Origin of the sequence: Curtobacterium ammoniigenes NBRC 101786, assembly GCF_001571045.1 — a bacterium.
Classification (GTDB): Bacteria; Actinomycetota; Actinomycetes; order Actinomycetales; family Microbacteriaceae; genus Curtobacterium; species Curtobacterium ammoniigenes.
Genome location: NZ_BCSV01000004.1, coordinates 357260 through 373809, shown reverse-complemented (window position 1 = coordinate 373809; position 16550 = coordinate 357260). Strand labels below are relative to the sequence as shown.

The 16550-nt window shown below is 68.6% G+C and carries 12 protein-coding genes and 1 pseudogene; 10 read left to right on the top strand and 3 right to left on the bottom strand.

What is annotated here, in order from left to right:
- Nucleotides 1-117 precede the first annotated feature (117 nt).
- The 9 genes and pseudogenes from CAM01S_RS10775 to CAM01S_RS10735 all read left to right on the top strand — a co-directional run bounded on the left by CAM01S_RS10775 (nt 118) and on the right by CAM01S_RS10735 (nt 9756).
- Complete coding sequence (locus CAM01S_RS10775; protein WP_083527951.1) at nt 118-1824, top strand: nitrite/sulfite reductase; 1707 nt, start codon at nt 118-120, stop codon at nt 1822-1824.
- Nucleotides 1788-2564, top strand: a complete 777-nt coding sequence (locus CAM01S_RS10770) for a phosphoadenylyl-sulfate reductase (RefSeq protein WP_174520429.1) — start codon at nt 1788-1790, stop codon at nt 2562-2564. The genes CAM01S_RS10775 and CAM01S_RS10770 overlap by 37 nt, the downstream gene beginning before the upstream one ends.
- 185 nt (nt 2565-2749) lie before the next feature.
- Nucleotides 2750-3622: a sulfate adenylyltransferase subunit CysD gene (cysD, locus tag CAM01S_RS10765; RefSeq protein ID WP_217999734.1), complete on the top strand. Its 873-nt coding sequence runs from the start codon at nt 2750-2752 to the stop codon at nt 3620-3622.
- On the top strand, nt 3622-4923 hold the full coding sequence (locus tag CAM01S_RS10760) for a sulfate adenylyltransferase subunit 1 (protein WP_066520983.1): 1302 nt from the start codon (nt 3622-3624) through the stop codon (nt 4921-4923). The genes cysD and CAM01S_RS10760 overlap by 1 nt, the downstream gene beginning before the upstream one ends.
- On the top strand, nt 4920-5996 hold the full coding sequence (locus CAM01S_RS10755; protein WP_083527950.1) for an ABC transporter substrate-binding protein: 1077 nt from the start codon (nt 4920-4922) through the stop codon (nt 5994-5996). Before CAM01S_RS10760 ends, CAM01S_RS10755 begins: the two co-directional genes overlap by 4 nt.
- The gene (locus CAM01S_RS10750; protein WP_066520980.1) at nt 5993-6733 is read left to right on the top strand and encodes an ABC transporter ATP-binding protein; all 741 of its coding nucleotides are present in this window, start codon (nt 5993-5995) and stop codon (nt 6731-6733) included. The genes CAM01S_RS10755 and CAM01S_RS10750 overlap by 4 nt, the downstream gene beginning before the upstream one ends.
- The gene (locus CAM01S_RS15125) at nt 6723-7658 is read left to right on the top strand and encodes an ABC transporter permease (RefSeq protein ID WP_066520977.1); all 936 of its coding nucleotides are present in this window, start codon (nt 6723-6725) and stop codon (nt 7656-7658) included. The genes CAM01S_RS10750 and CAM01S_RS15125 overlap by 11 nt, the downstream gene beginning before the upstream one ends.
- 2 nt (nt 7659-7660) lie before the next feature.
- Nucleotides 7661-8374 (top strand): annotated as a pseudogene (gene cobA / locus CAM01S_RS15120) (uroporphyrinogen-III C-methyltransferase); the annotation flags it as partial.
- Nucleotides 8371-9756 (top strand): FAD-dependent oxidoreductase, encoded by a 1386-nt coding sequence (locus tag CAM01S_RS10735; RefSeq protein WP_066520972.1) that lies wholly within the window; start codon nt 8371-8373, stop codon nt 9754-9756. The pseudogene cobA and the gene CAM01S_RS10735, both read left to right, overlap by 4 nt.
- Here CAM01S_RS10735 and CAM01S_RS10730 read toward each other — a convergent pair.
- From CAM01S_RS10730 to CAM01S_RS10720, 3 genes are read right to left on the bottom strand one after another with little or no spacing between them, the layout of a single operon-like run.
- Nucleotides 9741-10592, bottom strand: coding sequence for a siderophore-interacting protein (locus CAM01S_RS10730; protein WP_083527947.1), 852 nt, complete (start codon nt 10590-10592; stop codon nt 9741-9743). The two genes, CAM01S_RS10735 and CAM01S_RS10730, sit on opposite strands and share 16 nt — an antisense overlap.
- A 47-nt stretch (nt 10593-10639) precedes the next feature.
- Nucleotides 10640-11902: an ROK family transcriptional regulator gene (locus CAM01S_RS10725; RefSeq protein ID WP_066520960.1), complete on the bottom strand. Its 1263-nt coding sequence runs from the start codon at nt 11900-11902 to the stop codon at nt 10640-10642.
- A complete protein-coding gene (locus tag CAM01S_RS10720; protein WP_066520957.1) occupies nt 11899-14994 on the bottom strand; it encodes an alpha-mannosidase in 3096 nt (1031 codons plus the stop codon). Before CAM01S_RS10720 ends, CAM01S_RS10725 begins: the two co-directional genes overlap by 4 nt.
- Nucleotides 14995-15220: 226 nt before the next feature.
- Between CAM01S_RS10720 and CAM01S_RS10715 the strand changes: the two genes are divergently transcribed.
- Nucleotides 15221-16549 carry an extracellular solute-binding protein gene (locus CAM01S_RS10715; protein WP_066520954.1) on the top strand — a complete coding sequence of 443 codons (1329 nt, stop codon included), beginning with the start codon at nt 15221-15223 and terminating at the stop codon, nt 16547-16549.
- The last annotated feature ends 1 nt before the right edge of the window (nt 16550 follow it).

Below are 16550 nucleotides of genomic sequence, written 5' to 3'. Positions count from 1 at the left end.
CCTCCACAGCGTCACACTGTTACGCACCGCGTCGTCATGTTGCAGCAGCGCTGGCGGTGCCCTGTCGTCCGCTCATACGGTCGTGTCCGATCTGCTGAGAGCGACGTGAGGGGCGACATGACAGCGACTGAGGCGACCCAGGTTCGCCGTGTTCGGGGGACCCGAGCCGGCGTGGCGAATGGGCAGTGGAAGATCGATGGCCACGACCCGCTCAACAGCAACGAGGCTCTGAAGCAGGACGATGACGGCCTCAACGTTCGCCATCGCATCGAGACGACCTACGCGCAGAATGGGTTCGACAGCATCGATCCGAGCGATCTGCACGGACGCTTTCGGTGGTGGGGCCTCTACACCCAGCGCAAGCCGGGGATCGACGGCGGCAGAACTGCCGCGCTCGCGCCGGAGGAGCTCGAGGACCGCTATTTCATGCTCCGCGTCCGCATCGATGGCGGCCGATTGACGACGCGCCAGTTGCGCGTCATCGGCGAAATCGCTCGTGACCACGCCCGCGACTCGGCAGATCTGACGGACCGTCAGAACATTCAGCTGCACTGGGTGGAGATCGAGTCCGTACCCGAGATCTGGCGTCGACTCGAGGCCGTGGGCCTGCAGACGACGGAGGCGTGCGGTGACGTCCCGCGCGTCATCCTCGGCAGTCCGCTTGCCGGGATCGCAGCCGACGAGATCATCGATCCGACGCCCGTCATCGACGAGATTCAGCGCCGCGCGCTGGCGAACCCGGAGTACTCGAACCTGCCACGCAAGTTCAAGAGTGCGATCACGGGGCACCCGAGCCAGGACGTCGTGCACGAGATCAACGACATCGCGCTGGTCGGGACGGTACACCCCGAGCTCGGCCCGGGATACGACCTCTGGGTCGGTGGAGCGCTCTCGACGACACCGCGGCTCGCGGAGCGCCTCGGGGCGTTCGTCACCGAGGCGCAGGCAGCGGACGTGTGGGAGGGCGTCACCAGCATCTTCCGCGATTACGGCTATCGCCGTCTACGAAACAAGGCCCGGTTGAAGTTTCTGCTCGCCGAGTGGGGTGTCGAACGATTCCGGGAGGTTCTGGAGACCGAATACCTCGGCTACCGTCTCGCAGACGGTCCCGCTGCGCCGCGGCCGACCACGCCAGGCGACCACATCGGCGTGCACACGCAGAAGGACGGCCGCAACTCCATCGGTGTCGCGCCGACGGTCGGCCGTCTGTCGGGGACGCGACTGATCGCGCTCGCCGACGCGCTCGAGGCGCATGGTTCCACGCGCCTCCGGACGACGCCGCACCAGAAGCTCGTCGTGCTCGATATCGCCGACGACCAGGTCGAGTCGCTTGTCGCGGAACTCGACGGGATCGGGCTGTCCGCACGGCCGAGCCCGTTCCGGCGCAGCACCATCGCCTGCACCGGCCTGGAGTACTGCAAGCTCGCGATCGTCGACACGAAAGACACGGCGACGGCGACGATCGCGGTGCTCGAGGAGCGGCTCGCCGACATCGACCTGCCGCACCCGATCAGCCTGCACATCAACGGGTGCCCGAACTCATGCGCCCGCATCCAGACCGCCGACATCGGTCTCAAGGGGCAGATCCTCACCGACGCGAACGGCGTTCAAGGCCCCGGGTTTCAGGTGCATCTCGGCGGTGGCCTCGCCTCGGACACGCGGGCGGACGCGGGACTCGGTCGTACCGTGCGTGGGCTCAAGGTGACACAAGCCGACCTTCCCGCATACGTCGAACGGCTCGTCCGTCGATTCCTGGCCGACCGCACGGAAACGCAGACCTTCGCCGAATGGGCGCACGCAGCCGACGAGGAGGCGCTCCAGTGACCGACATCGATTCGCCGCGCCAGCGGCTCCGCGACACCGACGAACTGCAGGCCCTCGCTGCCGAGGGTGCCGCTGAGCTCCGATCCGGCGCGACCGACGGCGAAGCGTCCGCTGCGGAGGTCGTGGCCTGGGTCGCCCGGCATTTCGACGTTCGCCGGGCCGCGGTCGCCTGCTCGATGGCGGACGCCGTGCTGCCGCACCTCGTGTCCGAGGCGCTCCCGAGCGTCGACGTGCTGTTCCTCGACACGGGCTATCACTTCCTCGAGACCCGGATCACGCGCGACGAGGTCGCTCGATCCCTCGACGTGACAGTGGTCGACGTCCTGCCCGAACAGACCGTCGCCGAGCAGGACGCCCAGTACGGCGAACGCCTCTGGTCACGCGATCCCGGGCTGTGCTGCCAGCTCCGCAAGGTGGCGCCGCTGCAGAAGGCGCTCTCCGGGTACGAGGTGTGGTTCACCGGTGTGCGCCGAGACGAGGCTCCGACCCGGACGGGCACGCCCCTCGTCCAGTGGGACGACCGCCACGGTCTCGTCAAGGTCAACCCACTCGCCGCCTGGGAGCTCGACCAGCTCGTCGGATACGCGGGCGAGCACGGCGTTCCGCTGAACCTGCTGCTGACGAATGGCTACCCCTCCATCGGCTGCGAGCCCTGCACCAAGCCGGTCGCTCCCGGCGACGACCCCCGATCCGGTCGCTGGGCCGGACTCACCAAGACGGAATGCGGGATCCACCTATGACGATTTCCAATTCCGTCGACCTGCGGTCTGGAGCTCGCGAGCCGGAGGCTGTTCCCGCCGTCGATCCTGTGGCCGCTCCCGCTGCCGATCCGGAGGCCGCTCCGGCCGCCGATCCGGAGGCCGCTCACGCTGCGGGCGGCGTCGCTGTCAGCGCCACAGGTGCGCCGTCCCGAGACGCGCTCGACATGCTTGAGAACGAGGCCATCCACATCATCCGCGAGGTCGTCGCGGAGTTCGACCGGCCGGTGATGCTGTTCTCGGGCGGAAAAGACTCCGTTGTGATGCTGCACCTGGCGGCCAAGGCATTCTGGCCGGCACGGATCCCGTTCCCGGTGCTCCACGTCGACACGGGTCACAATTTCCCGGAGGTCCTGGCATTCCGAGACGCGACCGTGGCGCGGCTCGGCCTGACGCTGCACGTCGCGAGCGTGCAGGCCTTCATCGATGACGGCCGGCTCACCGAGCGGGCGGACGGCACCCGCAATCCCCTGCAGACGCTGCCGTTGCTCGACGCGATCCAGCACGGGCGGCACGACGCCGTCTTCGGCGGCGGTCGCCGCGATGAGGACAAGGCGCGTGCGAAGGAGCGAATCATCTCGCTCCGCGACGAGTTCGGTCAGTGGGATCCCCGGAATCAGCGACCCGAGCTCTGGAACCTCTACAACGGCCGACACACGCCCGGACAGCATGTTCGCGCCTTCCCGATCAGCAACTGGACCGAACTGGACGTCTGGCGCTACATCGAGCGCGAGCGGATCGCACTGCCGCCGCTCTACTACGCCCATGAGCGCGACGTCTACCGGCGGGACGGCATGTGGCGCGCCGTCAGCCCCGTCTCGTTGCCGCGCCCCGACGAGGTGGTCGAGCGCCGGCTGGTGCGCTACCGCACCGTCGGCGACATGTCGTGCACCGGCGCCGTGGAGTCGGACGCGACCGACGTGACGAGCGTGGTCAACGAGGTCGCAGCCTCCACGCTGACCGAACGCGGTGCGACCCGTGCCGACGACCGGATCTCCGAAGCAGGCATGGAAGACCGCAAGAAGGACGGATACTTCTGATGAGCGACACCTCGACTCGCGGACTGTTCCGCTTCGCGACCGCCGGATCCGTCGACGACGGCAAGTCCACGCTCGTCGGGCGCCTGCTGCACGACAGCAAAGCGATCCTCGCCGATCAACTCGACGCGATCACCCGAGCCAGCGCGGCACGCGGCTTCGGCGGCGGGGACCGCATCGACTTCGCGCTGCTCACTGACGGACTCCGTGCCGAGCGGGAGCAGGGGATCACCATCGATGTCGCCTACCGCTATTTCTCGACCGGTCGCCGCAGCTTCGTGCTCGCCGACTGCCCCGGGCACGTGCAGTACACGCGCAACATGGTCACCGGATCGACGACGGCCGACGCGGTCGTCGTGCTCGTCGACGTCCGCAACGGGGTCCTCGAGCAGACTCGCCGACACCTGGCTGTCGTGCAGCTGCTGCGCGTGCCGCACGTGATCGTCGCGGTCAACAAGGTCGATCTGACGGGATACGACGAGGGGCTGTTCCGCGCCGTGGAGGCGGATGCGCTCGCGCTCGCCGGAGAGCTCGGGCTCGAGGGTGTCTCCGTGATCCCCGTGTCGGCGCTGGAAGGAGACAACGTCGTCGAAGCCTCGCCGAACACGCCCTGGTACGGCGGGCCGGCGCTGCTGGAGCTACTGGAGACCCTCGCCGTGGTCGACGAGGCCGAGGACGTCCTCGCGCCCTTCCGGCTTCCGGTCCAGACCGTGATCCGGCCCCAAGGGTCGCTCGCGCCGGGCCTCGATCCGGACGCGTTTCGCGACTATCGTGCGTTCGCGGGGCAGATCTCGTCCGGTGCGGTGCGCGTCGGAGACCGCGTGAGCGTCCTGCCCGGCGGCGCGACCACCACGGTCATTGGTATCGAGACCGCGGACGGCACCCTCGACGCCGCGTACGCTCCGCGGTCCGTGTCGCTCCGCCTCGCCGACGACATCGACGCGCCCCGCGGCGTCGTCATCGCTGGTGCCGACGCTCCCAACCCGCTGGCGCAGGAGTTCGCGGCGTCGCTGTTCTGGCTCGACCCGCGTCCGCTGGTCACTGGCCAGCGCGTGCTCATCAAATACGGCACGGCGACGGTGCAGGCGATCGTCACGGCGCTCGAGGGCCGCCGGGACCTCGACACGCTCGAACTCGTCGAAGCGAGCGATCTCGCGATCAACGACATCGGGCAGGTCCGTGTCCGTCTCGCATCGCCACTGCCGCTCGTCGAATACACGGTCCACCGCCGCAACGGAGCCTTTGTCGTCATCCATCCCCAGGACGGCGCCAGCTTGGCGGCGGGAACGATCCTCGCCGCATGATCGGTCGCGTCCGTCTGGTCGTCGCGCGTGCGGCAGCCGTCGCTGCGCTCTGCGTCGCGACCGGCTGGGCGCTCTCGGGGTGCGCGGCCAATACTGCCGGGGCCGCGGTACCGGCCCCCGCCTCCGTGGTCCGCCTCGGCTACTTCGACGACGTCACCCACGCGCCCGCCCTCGTCGGCGTGCGCGAAGGGATCATCCGCGCCGCGCTCGGGGCGACGGCGCTCACGACCGAGCAGTTCAACGCCGGTCCTGCTGAGATCGAAGCGCTCAACGCCGGAGCGATCGACGCCGCGTACGTCGGCCCATCGCCGGCGATCAACGCCTATGTCGCCAGCGGTGGTGCTTCGCTCCGAATCGTCGCCGGGGCAACCGAAGGAGGCGCCGCGCTCGTCGTCCGCAGCGGCATCGACCGGACCTCGCAGCTTGCGGGCGCCACGCTCGCCACCCCGCAGCTCGGCAACACGCAGGACGTCGCGCTTCGTGCGTTCCTGACCTCGCACGGATTGCGGACGTCGCTCACCACAGGCGGAGATGTCACCATCGAGCCGGAGTCGAACGCGCTCACCCTCGCCCAGTTCGAGCAGGGCACGATCGACGGCGCTTGGGTCCCGGAGCCGTGGGTCACCCGGCTCGTCCACGCAGGCGGTCACGTCCTCGTCGACGAGTCGACCCAATGGCCGCGAGGCACCTACCCGACGACGGTGCTCGTCGTCTCCCAACGATTCCTCGCCGAGCATCCAGCCACCGTCAGAGCGCTCGTCGCGGCGGACGTCCGGTCTGTCGACTGGCTCACCGCACACACGGCCGCCGAGGACGCGCGCGTTGTGGGAGCCCAGATGGCGGCGGACGGTGCGAAGAGCCTCCCGGCCGCGGTCCTGCAGGAAGCCCTCCGGAACGTCACGTTCAGCCCCGACCCGATCGCGTCGGCCTACTCGACCGAACTCGCCCACGCGACGGCAGCGGGCATCGGCCGCGGCGGAAGCATCCGCGGCATCGTCGACGTGTCCCAACTCGACGCGGTCCTCCGGGGCGCCCATCGTTCTCCAATCACCGTTCAGGAGGCGCTCGGATGACGGATGACGCGATCATCATCACCAACCTGACGAAGCGATACGGCGGCGCCGGGCCGCTCGTCCTCGACGGCATCGACCTCTGCGTCGGTTCGGGGGAGTTCGTCTGCCTGGTCGGGGCGTCCGGCTGCGGCAAATCGACGCTGCTTGCCATCACTGCCGGCTTGGAGTCGCCGTCCGCAGGCACCGTGAGCGTGCCGAGCGGCCGGAGCGCCGTCATGTTCCAAGAATCCGCGCTGTTCCCATGGCTGAGCGCCCTCGACAACGTTGCGCTCGCGCTGCGGCTCGCCGGCATGCCACGGCGGCCGCGCGCGGCACGGGCCCTCGAACTGCTCGATCTCGTGAACCTCGCCGACGCGGCACGGAAGCGGCCGCACGAACTTTCGGGCGGCATGCGGCAGCGGGTCGCGCTCGCGCGCGCACTCGCCCAGGACCGCGGTGTGCTCCTCATGGACGAGCCGTTCGCGGCGCTCGACGCGATCACGCGCGATCTGCTGCATGACGAGCTCGAGCGGGTCTGGCGGGAGACCCGCCGCACCATCGTGTTCGTGACGCACAACGTACAGGAGGCCGTTCGCCTCGGACAGCGAGTGGTGCTCCTGTCGTCGCGACCCGGCCGAATCGCCGCGACCTGGGATGTCGCGAACGAGCGGGCCGCGGCGGTCAGCACCAGCGCCTCCGGGGGGATCACGGCGGCGATCACCGATCGGCTGCGGAAGGAGATCCGCCGTGCAGCCTGACCTCGAGACCCGTGACCCGGTCGCGGAAGATGCCGTAGCCGGCATCGACGCCGGACTCGACCGTGACCTCCGGACGGTCGAGTCCGGATTGGACGCGCTGCAGACTCGGTCGGACCGTCCCGCGTCGCGTCCCTGGCGCCGGAGCACCGCGGACGCCGTCCTGCCGATCGCGTTCCTCGGCCTGCTCGTGGTCGCATGGCAGGTGTACGTGGTCGTGGCCCACCCACGGCCGGACATCACGCCGAGCCCACGGGACGTGCTCGGCGCGCTCGGCCAGCTCTGGACGACCGGGAGGCTTCCCCAAGCGATCCTGACAAGCCTCGAACGCGGCGTGTTCGGCTTTCTCATCGCCGCGGCGATCGCGACACCGATCGGCATGCTCCTCGCCGAGATCCGGATCCTCCGCCGAGCCGTCGGGCCGCTGATCACCGGACTGCAGGTGCTCCCGTCGGTCGCATGGGTGCCGGCGGCGATTCTCTGGTTCGGTCTGACCGATGCGACTGCGTACTTCGTCGTGCTCATGGGCGCGATCCCGTCGATCGTCAACGGATTGCTGAGCGGCGTGGACCAGGTGCCACCGCTGTACGGGCGTGTCGGTACGGTGCTCGGTGCAGGCCGTGTCGAGCGGAGCGTCCTCATCGTGATGCCTGCCGCACTGCCCGGCTATCTGGCAGGCCTCAAGCAGGGCTGGGCCTTCAGCTGGCGCTCGCTCATGGCTGCCGAGATCATCACAACGGGTGGGTCGATGGGGTTCGGCCTCGGCACCCTCCTCGACCAAAGTCGGCAGTTGTTCGATCTCAGCAGCGTGTTCGTGACGATCGTCGCCGTCCTCGTCATCGGCATGCTCGTCGAACTCGCCGTCTTCGCTCCGATCGAGCGGGCCGTGGCGCGCGGCCGGGGACTCCTCGCGGGAGCGGCACGATGACCGCCGTCGGCTGCGTCGTGCTCGTCGGTGGAGGGCCCGGGGATCCTGAGCTCATCACCGCTCGCGGATCAGCGCTGCTCAACAAGGCCGACGTCGTCGTGACGGACCGGCTCGCCCCGAGGGGTCTGCTCGATGACCTCGCGGAGGGTGTCGAGATCATCGATGTGGGCAAGCACCCGGGCCACCACCCGGTCCCGCAGCATGAGATCAACCGGATCATCGTCGACCGGGCACTGCAAGGGAGGCGCGTCGTGCGTCTCAAAGGCGGCGACCCGTTCGTCTTCGGTCGCGGTCAGGAAGAGGTCGAAGCCTGCGAGGCCGCGTGCGTGCCGGTCGAGGTGGTGCCCGGTGTGACGAGCGCGATCGCGGTGCCCGCCGCTGTCGGCATTCCGCTCACCGCACGCGGAGTGGCCGCCGCATTCACGGTCGCGACGGGTCACCAGGACCTCGGGGAGATGCCGGGCCGCGGAGAGCACACACTCGTGCTCCTCATGGGTGTCGGCGGTCTCAGCACCCACGCCGCCGTGCTCGTCTCGCGCGGCCGCAGCGCCGACACGCCCGTCGCGATCATCGAGGACGGCTTCGGACCGCGGCAGCGGGTCACCATCGGAACGCTCGGCACCATCGCCGCCATCGCCGCCAGCGCCGGTGTTCGAAACCCGGCCGTCATCGTCATCGGCGACGTCGTGAACCTCTACCGAAGGAACACAGCATGAGCCGAGACCTGCGCGTCGCGATCGTCGGAGCCGGACCCGCGGGTATCTATGCCGGCAACATCCTGTCGAGTACCGGACTCGACGTCGCCATCGACCTGTTCGAGTCGCTTCCCGCCCCATACGGCCTGATCCGGTACGGCGTCGCACCGGACCACCCGCGCATCAAAGGGATCGTCAACTCGCTGCACGAGATGCTCGACCGAGGCACTGTCCGCTTCATCGGCAACGTCGAGTTCGGTCGGGATCTGACGCTCGCGGACCTCCGCCGCCGCTACGACGCCGTGATCATCGCCACGGGTGCCATCCGAGACGCCGAACTGTCGATCCCGGGGATCGAGTTGACGGGGTCGTACGGCGCTGCCGACTTCGTCAGCTGGTACGACGGGCATCCGGACGTCCCGCGGACGTGGCCGCTGGAAGCCCGAGAGATCGCCGTCCTCGGCAACGGGAATGTAGCGCTCGACGTCGCCCGCGTGCTCGCGAAGCTCCCGCACGACATGCTCCGGACAGACATCCCGGAGAACGTCGCGGCGGGGCTCGCAGCCTCACCGGTCACCGACGTCCACGTCTTCGGACGCAGAGGGCCGGCCCAGGTCAAGTTCACCCCGATCGAACTCCGCGAGCTCGGCGAGGTCGACGGCGTCGAGACCATCGTGTCCGCGGAGGACTTCGAGGACGCGGCTGCAATCGATGCAGCCGTCGCAGCGTCCGGATCCAACCAGGTGAAGGTCATGGTGCGCACCATGCGCGGATGGCTCGACCGGCCACGTACCGATGCGCGCCGCCGCATCCACTTGCACTTCCTCCACAACCCAGCGGCGATCCTCGGCACTGACGGCGCCGTCACCGGGATCCGGTTCGAGCGGACCCGGCTGACCGACGACGGGACGGTCCGCGGAACGGGCGAACTCCGCGAATACGCGGTGCAGGCCGTCTACCGGGCCGTCGGCTACTTCGGGTCGCCACTCCCGGGCCTCCCGTTCGACGACCGTCTCGGGGTGATCCGAAACCTCGAAGGTCGGGTCGTCGATGAGGCAGGGCAGCGCATCCCGGGCGTCTACGCCACCGGATGGATCAAGCGCGGTCCCGTCGGCCTGATCGGCCACACGAAATCCGACGCGATGGAGACCATCGAGCATCTCGTCAGCGACACCGAAGGGCTCGTGCGCGCCTCCGAGCGGTCGGATGACGCGATCTTCGCGCTGCTCGAGTCGCGCGGCGTGCAGTACACCACGTGGGACGGCTGGCTGGCGCTCGATGCGCACGAGCGAGCGCTCGGTGCCGCCGACACATCGGACGTCGAGCGTGAACGCATCAAGGTCGTCGACCGCGACGCGCAGATCGCCATCGCGACCGGTGTGCTGAGTCAGTCCTCGCCGTAGTCGTGATCGGGATGGTTGCGCTCGCCGAGTCGCCAGTATCCGCGCGTGATCATCTCATCGCGGCAGACTCCCGCGGCGAGCATCCGGGCACGCGCATCGCGCACCGCGCCCGCCTCGCACGCAACCCAGAACATCCGACCGAGCGCGTCGGCGCTCGTTCCCTCGCCCGCAGCCAGCCGCTCGTCGAGCGCGGCGAGGAGCGTCCCGCTCCACGCGGTGTGCGGCGTCCGGTGATGCCACACCACCGTCGCCCCGCTCGGGGCCTCGAGCGGGATCTCGTCAGCGTCGGACTCCACCTCGATATGGGCCTCCACATCGGTGTCGTCCGGCAGCGCTTCGAGCAACTGCGCGATTGCGGGCAGCGCGCTCTCGTCGCCAGCCAGCCACCAGCGCCGCGGCGACTCCGGGAACGCGAACCGGCCGCCAGGCCCGCGAAGCCCGATCCGATCGCCCGGCTTCGCTGCCGCCGCCCAGGACGAAGCGGGCCCGTCCTCGTGCACGACGAACTGAATCTCCAGGAGCCCCGTCTCCGGATCGTAGGCACGCGGCGTGTACGTACGGACCTCCGGGCGATCGACGCCCTCCGGCCACGTGCGGCCCTCCGCCGTCTCGCGGGGGAGGGCCGGCTCGCGCTGCCCCGGCGGCGGGATCATCACCTTGATGTGGGAGGTCGGAGCAACGGATGCGAACCGACTGAGGTCTGTGCCGCCGACGCGGACCGACACGAGTCGAGGCGTCAGATGCTGAACCTCCACGACCTCGACGATCTCGGCAGGGCGGCGCGCGGGCGGCCGAGACCCAGCGGACGGTGAAGCGGAGGCATCAGGCAGGGACATGTGCCCACGCTAGCGACCCAGCGCGCCATCGCCGCACGCCCGGCCAGTCACACAAGATACGTTGCCGTCCGGGCGTGATCGATGGCGAGATCACCGATCCCGGTGATCGCCGCATCGAACCCGAGCCGACTCGGCACGATCGTCGGAACGGCAGGGATCTTGCCGATCAGGCGGCGCGCGATCTGCTCGGCCGAGAGCTCGCTGTACTGCGCGAACGCACCCGCGAGGACGATGACGCGCGGTGCGAGGACGACGGTGATCGCGGCGCAGATCAGCGCGATGTTGTCGAAGAATTCGTCGCGCGCACGCATCGCTTCGGCATCGCCCTGCTCGACGAGCTGCATCATCGTCCGGAACGCCGGGCCGATCCGGCGATCCACGTGACCAGCTTCGCCGCGCATATAGGGCTCGACCTGCTCCGAGATCGTTCCCTCCACATCGCCACGGTCGGTGAAGTAGTGCCCGAGTGCATTCACTGAGGTGAGCAGGAACCCGACCTCACCGGCAGCCGATCCGAATCCGCGGTGGATCCTGCCCTCGCTGATGATCCCCGCGCCGATACCGGTGCCGAGTACGAGCGCGACCGCGCTCTCGGCATCACGGGCCGTACCGTGGCGCAGCTCGCTGTACGCGGTCGCGTTCGCGTCGTTCTCGCACAGCACCGGCAGCCCGGTTCGCTCGGCGACGATCTGCGCCACCGGAACATTCAGCCAGTCCAACTCGATCGCATTGACAACGACACCGTCGTGCGTCACGCCGGGCAGTGCGATGCCGATGCCCGCGAGTGGCGCGCGAAGACCGGTCTCGTCGGACGTGAGCCGGTCGACGAGCGTGAGCAGTCCCTCCAGACGCACGCTCGAGGCGTTCGCCCGGTGGAAATCGAACGGTTCGTAGCTCTCGTAGAGCACATTTCCGCCGAGATCGAGGATGCGTCCGCGCGCGTTGTTCTCGGTGACATCGATTGCCGCGACCGCCCGGAGTCCGGACACGTAGCGGAACAGATTGGACGGCCGGCCGTTCGAGGTGCGGTCAAGACCTGCGAGCTCGAGCGCACCCTCTTCGAGCAGCGCCTGGCAGAGCCGTTCGACGGTCGCCGAACTCAGTCCGGTACGGCGGCGGATCTCGCGACGCGGCAACGGCCCGCTCGTTCGCAGGAGATCGAGGATCGCGGTCCGGTTGATCTGCGTGACATCGCGGTTCGTCGCCGTTCGAGGCCCACCCCGGCCTGCGGAGCGTGCTCCGGCGCCGCGGCGGCTCACCGCAGCGGCGCCGACCGTTGCGTCGTCAGTGTCGCGTTCCTGGACGGTCATGCGCCCCCACCTTCCCTCGCATACCGCAGCGTGAGCACCTCGAACGGTGCCAGACGAACGGTCCCATCCGCTTCAGGGCTCATCCCCACCCAGCGGTCCGTCTCCGCCTCGAGCAGCGTGACGGCACGTCCTCTATGGAACACCTCGTCGACGACGACGCGAGCGATGGCGCGCTGGCCCACCGGCTCGCTGATCCGGACGATGAGGTCGCCGGAGCCGTCCGCTGCGAGCTTCACCGCGGTGACCATGGCGGTGCCCGCCGACGGGACAACGGTGACCACCGGGTCGACCGCCTGGCCCGCCGGGAGTGCGCGAAGTGGCGCATCGGCTTCGACGGCTGCCCGTGTCGTCGCAGCGAGATCGGCGCCGACGACGATCGTGAATCGATGCGAATGCACCCCCTGGTCCGTTTCCGGATCCGGGTACCGCGGGCCACGCAGCAGCGAGAGCCGGACCGTCGTCGTGACTCCCTCGACCGGGTCGGAGGCCCGTTGCACGTCGTACCCGTACGTCGAGTCACCGATGAGCCCCACGCCGAAGTCGGGTTCTCCGGCGTACACGAAGCGATGCATCGAATGCTCGAACTGCGCGGTCTGCCACGACGTGTTCGTGTGCGTGGGGCGTTGCACGACGCCGTACTGCGTCTCTGCCGCGGTGCGGTGCGCGTGCAACGCCAGCGGGAACGCGAGCTTGAGAATGCGTTCGTGCTCGTGCCAGTCGGTGCGCTGGTCGATCGTGATCGTGGACGAGTTCGCTTCGAATCGCAGCGTCTGTCGCACCGTCGATGCCGAGAAGCGGCGTTCGATGTCGATGTGTGCGCCCTCGTCATCCTGGCGGCACGTGACCGACGCCGCGTGGCGCAGATCGTCCACGCGGTTCCGGTAGTGCGCGTCGAGGTCCCACGCGTCGCGAGTGTTCGGGAAGTCTTGGTGCAGCTGGAGCAAGTTCCACGCGGCTCCGGGAGCAACGGCCTCCCGACCCGACGCAGCATGGACCGCCGAGGTGATCAGGCCGTGGCGATCGACGCGAACCCGAATCGAACCGGTGTCGATGGTCCAGCCCGCGTCGTCGCCGTCCACCCGGACCGCCGCGCGGCCATCGACGCGTGCTGGCTGCGTCGGTGGCGCGATCGCGAACGCGGGAACGCCCCGTCGTTCGAATGGTGCCGGGTTCGCGTACCGCGCGGGCAATCCCGCGTCGGCTTCGCCCGTGGGCAGACGAGCTGAGGTCTCCGGTGATTCGCCGCCGCCCAATGCATCGAGGGCGCGCGCGATGATGGCCTCGGCGGACGCGACGAGCGCGGTATAGGTGGCGACCGCCTCCCGGTGCACCCACGCGATCGAGCTGCCGGGCAGGATGTCGTGGAACTGGTGCAGCAGCAGGGTCTTCCAGAGCCGGTCGAGCTCGTCATATGGATACGCCGCACCCGCTCGAACGGTCGCGGTGGTCGCCCACAGCTCTGCCTCGACGAGCAGCTGTTCGCCCCGCCGGTTGCCCTGCTTCGTTCGATGCTGGCTCGTCAGGGTCCCGCGGTGCGCTTCGAGGACGAGCTCGCCGACCCAGACTGGCGGGTCGGGAAGCTCACGCCGAGCCCGGTCGAAGAACGCGTCCGGGTGCTCCCACACGACGCGCGGACTCCCCTCGAGCGAGGCGAGCCGACGCGCCCGACCGATCATCTCCCGCGTCGTTCCGCCGCCGCCGTCGCCGTACCCGACCGCGGCGATCGATCCGGAGGCGCGTCCCGCCTCCGCGAAGCGCCGCCGCGCCCCGATGATCTCGTCGACCGTCAGCCGGGCGTTGTAGGTGTCGATCGGCGGGAAGTGACTGAAGACGCGCGACCCGTCGATTCCTTCCCACGCGAAGGTGTGGTGCGGGAACGTGTTGACCTGGTTCCACGACAGCTTCTGGCTGAGGAACCAGTCGAACCCGGCGCGGTGGATGAGCTGCGGCAGGGCACCGGCGTACCCGAAGCTGTCGGGGAGCCACACGCCCCGGCAGCGGATGCCGAACTCCTGCTCGAAGAAGCGCTGCCCGTACTGGAACTGCCGGACGATCGACTCGCCGGAGGGCAGGACCGCATCGCTTTCGACCCACATGCCGCCGAGCGGAACGAATCGGCCGTCGGCGACTGCCGCCCGGACACGTTCCCACACCTCGGGACGGTGGTCGCGGAGCCACTCGTATTGCTGCGCGCTCGACATGCCGTAGATGAACTCCGGCGCCTCGTCGATGAGCTGCGTCATGGAGGTGGTGGTTCGAGCGACCTTCCGGATCGTCTCGCGGGTGGGCCACAGCCATGCCGAGTCGATGTGGGCGTGTCCAATCGCGGACAGGGTGTGCTCGCTCGCGGTCGCCGGTCGGGAGAGCAGCGGCTCCAGCACGGCGCGTGCAGCAGCAGCCGTCTCCGACGCACGGTGGAGATCGAGCGCGTCCATCGCAGCGTCGATGCCACGGAGAATCGCGGAGCGTCGCGGCCCGGGCTCGAGCTCGCCGGCGAGCTCGAGGAGCACGTCGACGTCGAGAGCGAGGTCGTGGCACTCGGCGTCGAACAGGGTCAGGTCGGCCTGACGCAGCGTATAGAGGGGGGCCGCTGAGGCGGTCTGGACGTCGCCCTGCCAGGTGGGGAACAGGGGCAGATGGTCGAGGAGGTTGGGGTTCGCCGCGGCCTCGACGAAGAACGTCACCGTCTCGCCGCCGTCGGCCCGGTCAGTGATCGGCACCCATTGGTTCCGCGGGTTGATCGCTTTGATGGGCGCGCAGTCCGGGGTGTAGGCGAGCCCTTCGGCTTGAAAGCCCGGCAACGTGCTGTCGAATCCGAGATCGACGACTGCCTCGACGCGGAGGCCCGCCCAGCGTTCCGGGATCTGCCCGCGCATCCGGAACCAGACGGTCGACCAGGCCGGCCCCCACGGCGTACCGACCGTGTACGCGGTGTACGCGCCGGCGATTGCCGACTCCGGGGAGATCGGCTCGCCGGGAAGCGCGAACGCCTCGACGGTGAGGGGCGTCCGGGCTGCGGTGATCGCCGGGCGCACCCGCTCGTCGAGCCAGCGACGCGCGCGGTCGACGGTGAGCTGTTCAGTGGCGTCCATGCCCTGACTCCGTTCCACCGGTGGATGTGTGCGCGCATGATCGCACACCACGTTTCACATCAGTTTGATCATCTTACGAACGCGACGAACAAGCCGGTGTAGCGAAACGTTACCGCGAAAGCGTTGCTACTTATGCATCACAGTGATAAGAATCTTGAAACCACCTCCGCAGGTCGTGCTGAATCAGCTCATCCGGCACTGTTCTGCCTAGTCGAAGGAATCAACGATGACTCTGAAGAAATCGCTGACGAAGGCTCCGCGCCTCCGTCGCGTTCTTGCATCAGTCGCTGCCGTCTCGGCGGCCGCGCTCGTGCTGGCGGGCTGCTCCACGTCCGGCTCGGGCAGTTCCAGCGGGTCGAGCAGCACCAAGAAGCTCACACTCTGGCTCTCCTCCAGCGCCGCCCAGCAGGCCGGCTACAACAAGCTCGTCGCCGAGTACAAGAAGGCGACGGGGGTGACCGTCAAGATCGTGAACATCCCCTACAGCGGGTACACCACGAAGCTGCACGAGGCCGCGCAGGCCAACGCGCTGCCCGACATTGCGAGCGTTCCCTCGCTCGACCCCATCTGGACGAACAAGCTCATCGACCTGAGCTCGATCGTCAACACGAGCGCCGACAAGATCAACAAGAACTTCATCGCGAAGACGTCCAAGGGGCAGGTCCTCGCGATCCCGTCCGACGTGACCGCGTCGGGTCTGTTCATCAACAAGAGCCTGTTCCAGAAGGCCGGTGTGTCCTTCCCGACCTCGCCGAGCTCCACCTGGACGTGGACGCAGCTCATGAGCAAGCTCGACCAGGTCCGCAAGGCCACCGGGGCGAAGTACGACATGACGTTCGATCCCTCGCCGTCGCGTCTCCGCGCCATGGTGTACGAGATGGGCGGCAAATACGTGCACGCGGATTCGAGCGGGACCTTCTCGGTCGACGCTGCGACGAAGAAGGCGGTGAACACGTTCGTCGGCTGGAACAACGACACGATCATCCCGAAGTCGGTCTGGACGAGTGGCGCCGACCCGTCGGCGCTGTTCCAGAGCGGTCAGGTCGTCGCGTACTGGTCGGGCGTGTGGCAGGTTGCGGCGTTCGCGTCGAGCATCACCAACTTCGACTGGGCGAGCGTTCCGACGCCGGCGCAACCGGTTCAGGCCAGTGACGTGAACTCCGGCGGCCTGGTGGTTGGCTTCAACAACAGCAGCTCGGAGAGCACTGCCGCGAAGAACTTCCTGACGTGGATGTATGCGCCGAAGCAGTACAAGACACTGACCGAGGTCAACGGGTACTTGCCCGTCGAGTCGGGCCTGAACCCGACCTACCCGTTCTCATCGCAGGCCGCGCAGGATGCGTTCAAGCTCTACAACGAGGAGCTCCCGCTCTACGCGCCGGTGTCCGGGTACTTCAACCAGGCGCAGACGCAGTGGGTGCTCGCCGGAAAGTCGCTCACCACGGATCCGAGCGTCACGGAGATCGGGAAGGCGATCAACGGGCAGGAGACGTCTGATCAGGCGCTGGCGAACGTTGTCGCCGCGTACAACCAGCAGGTCGGCGGCGTGAAGTAAG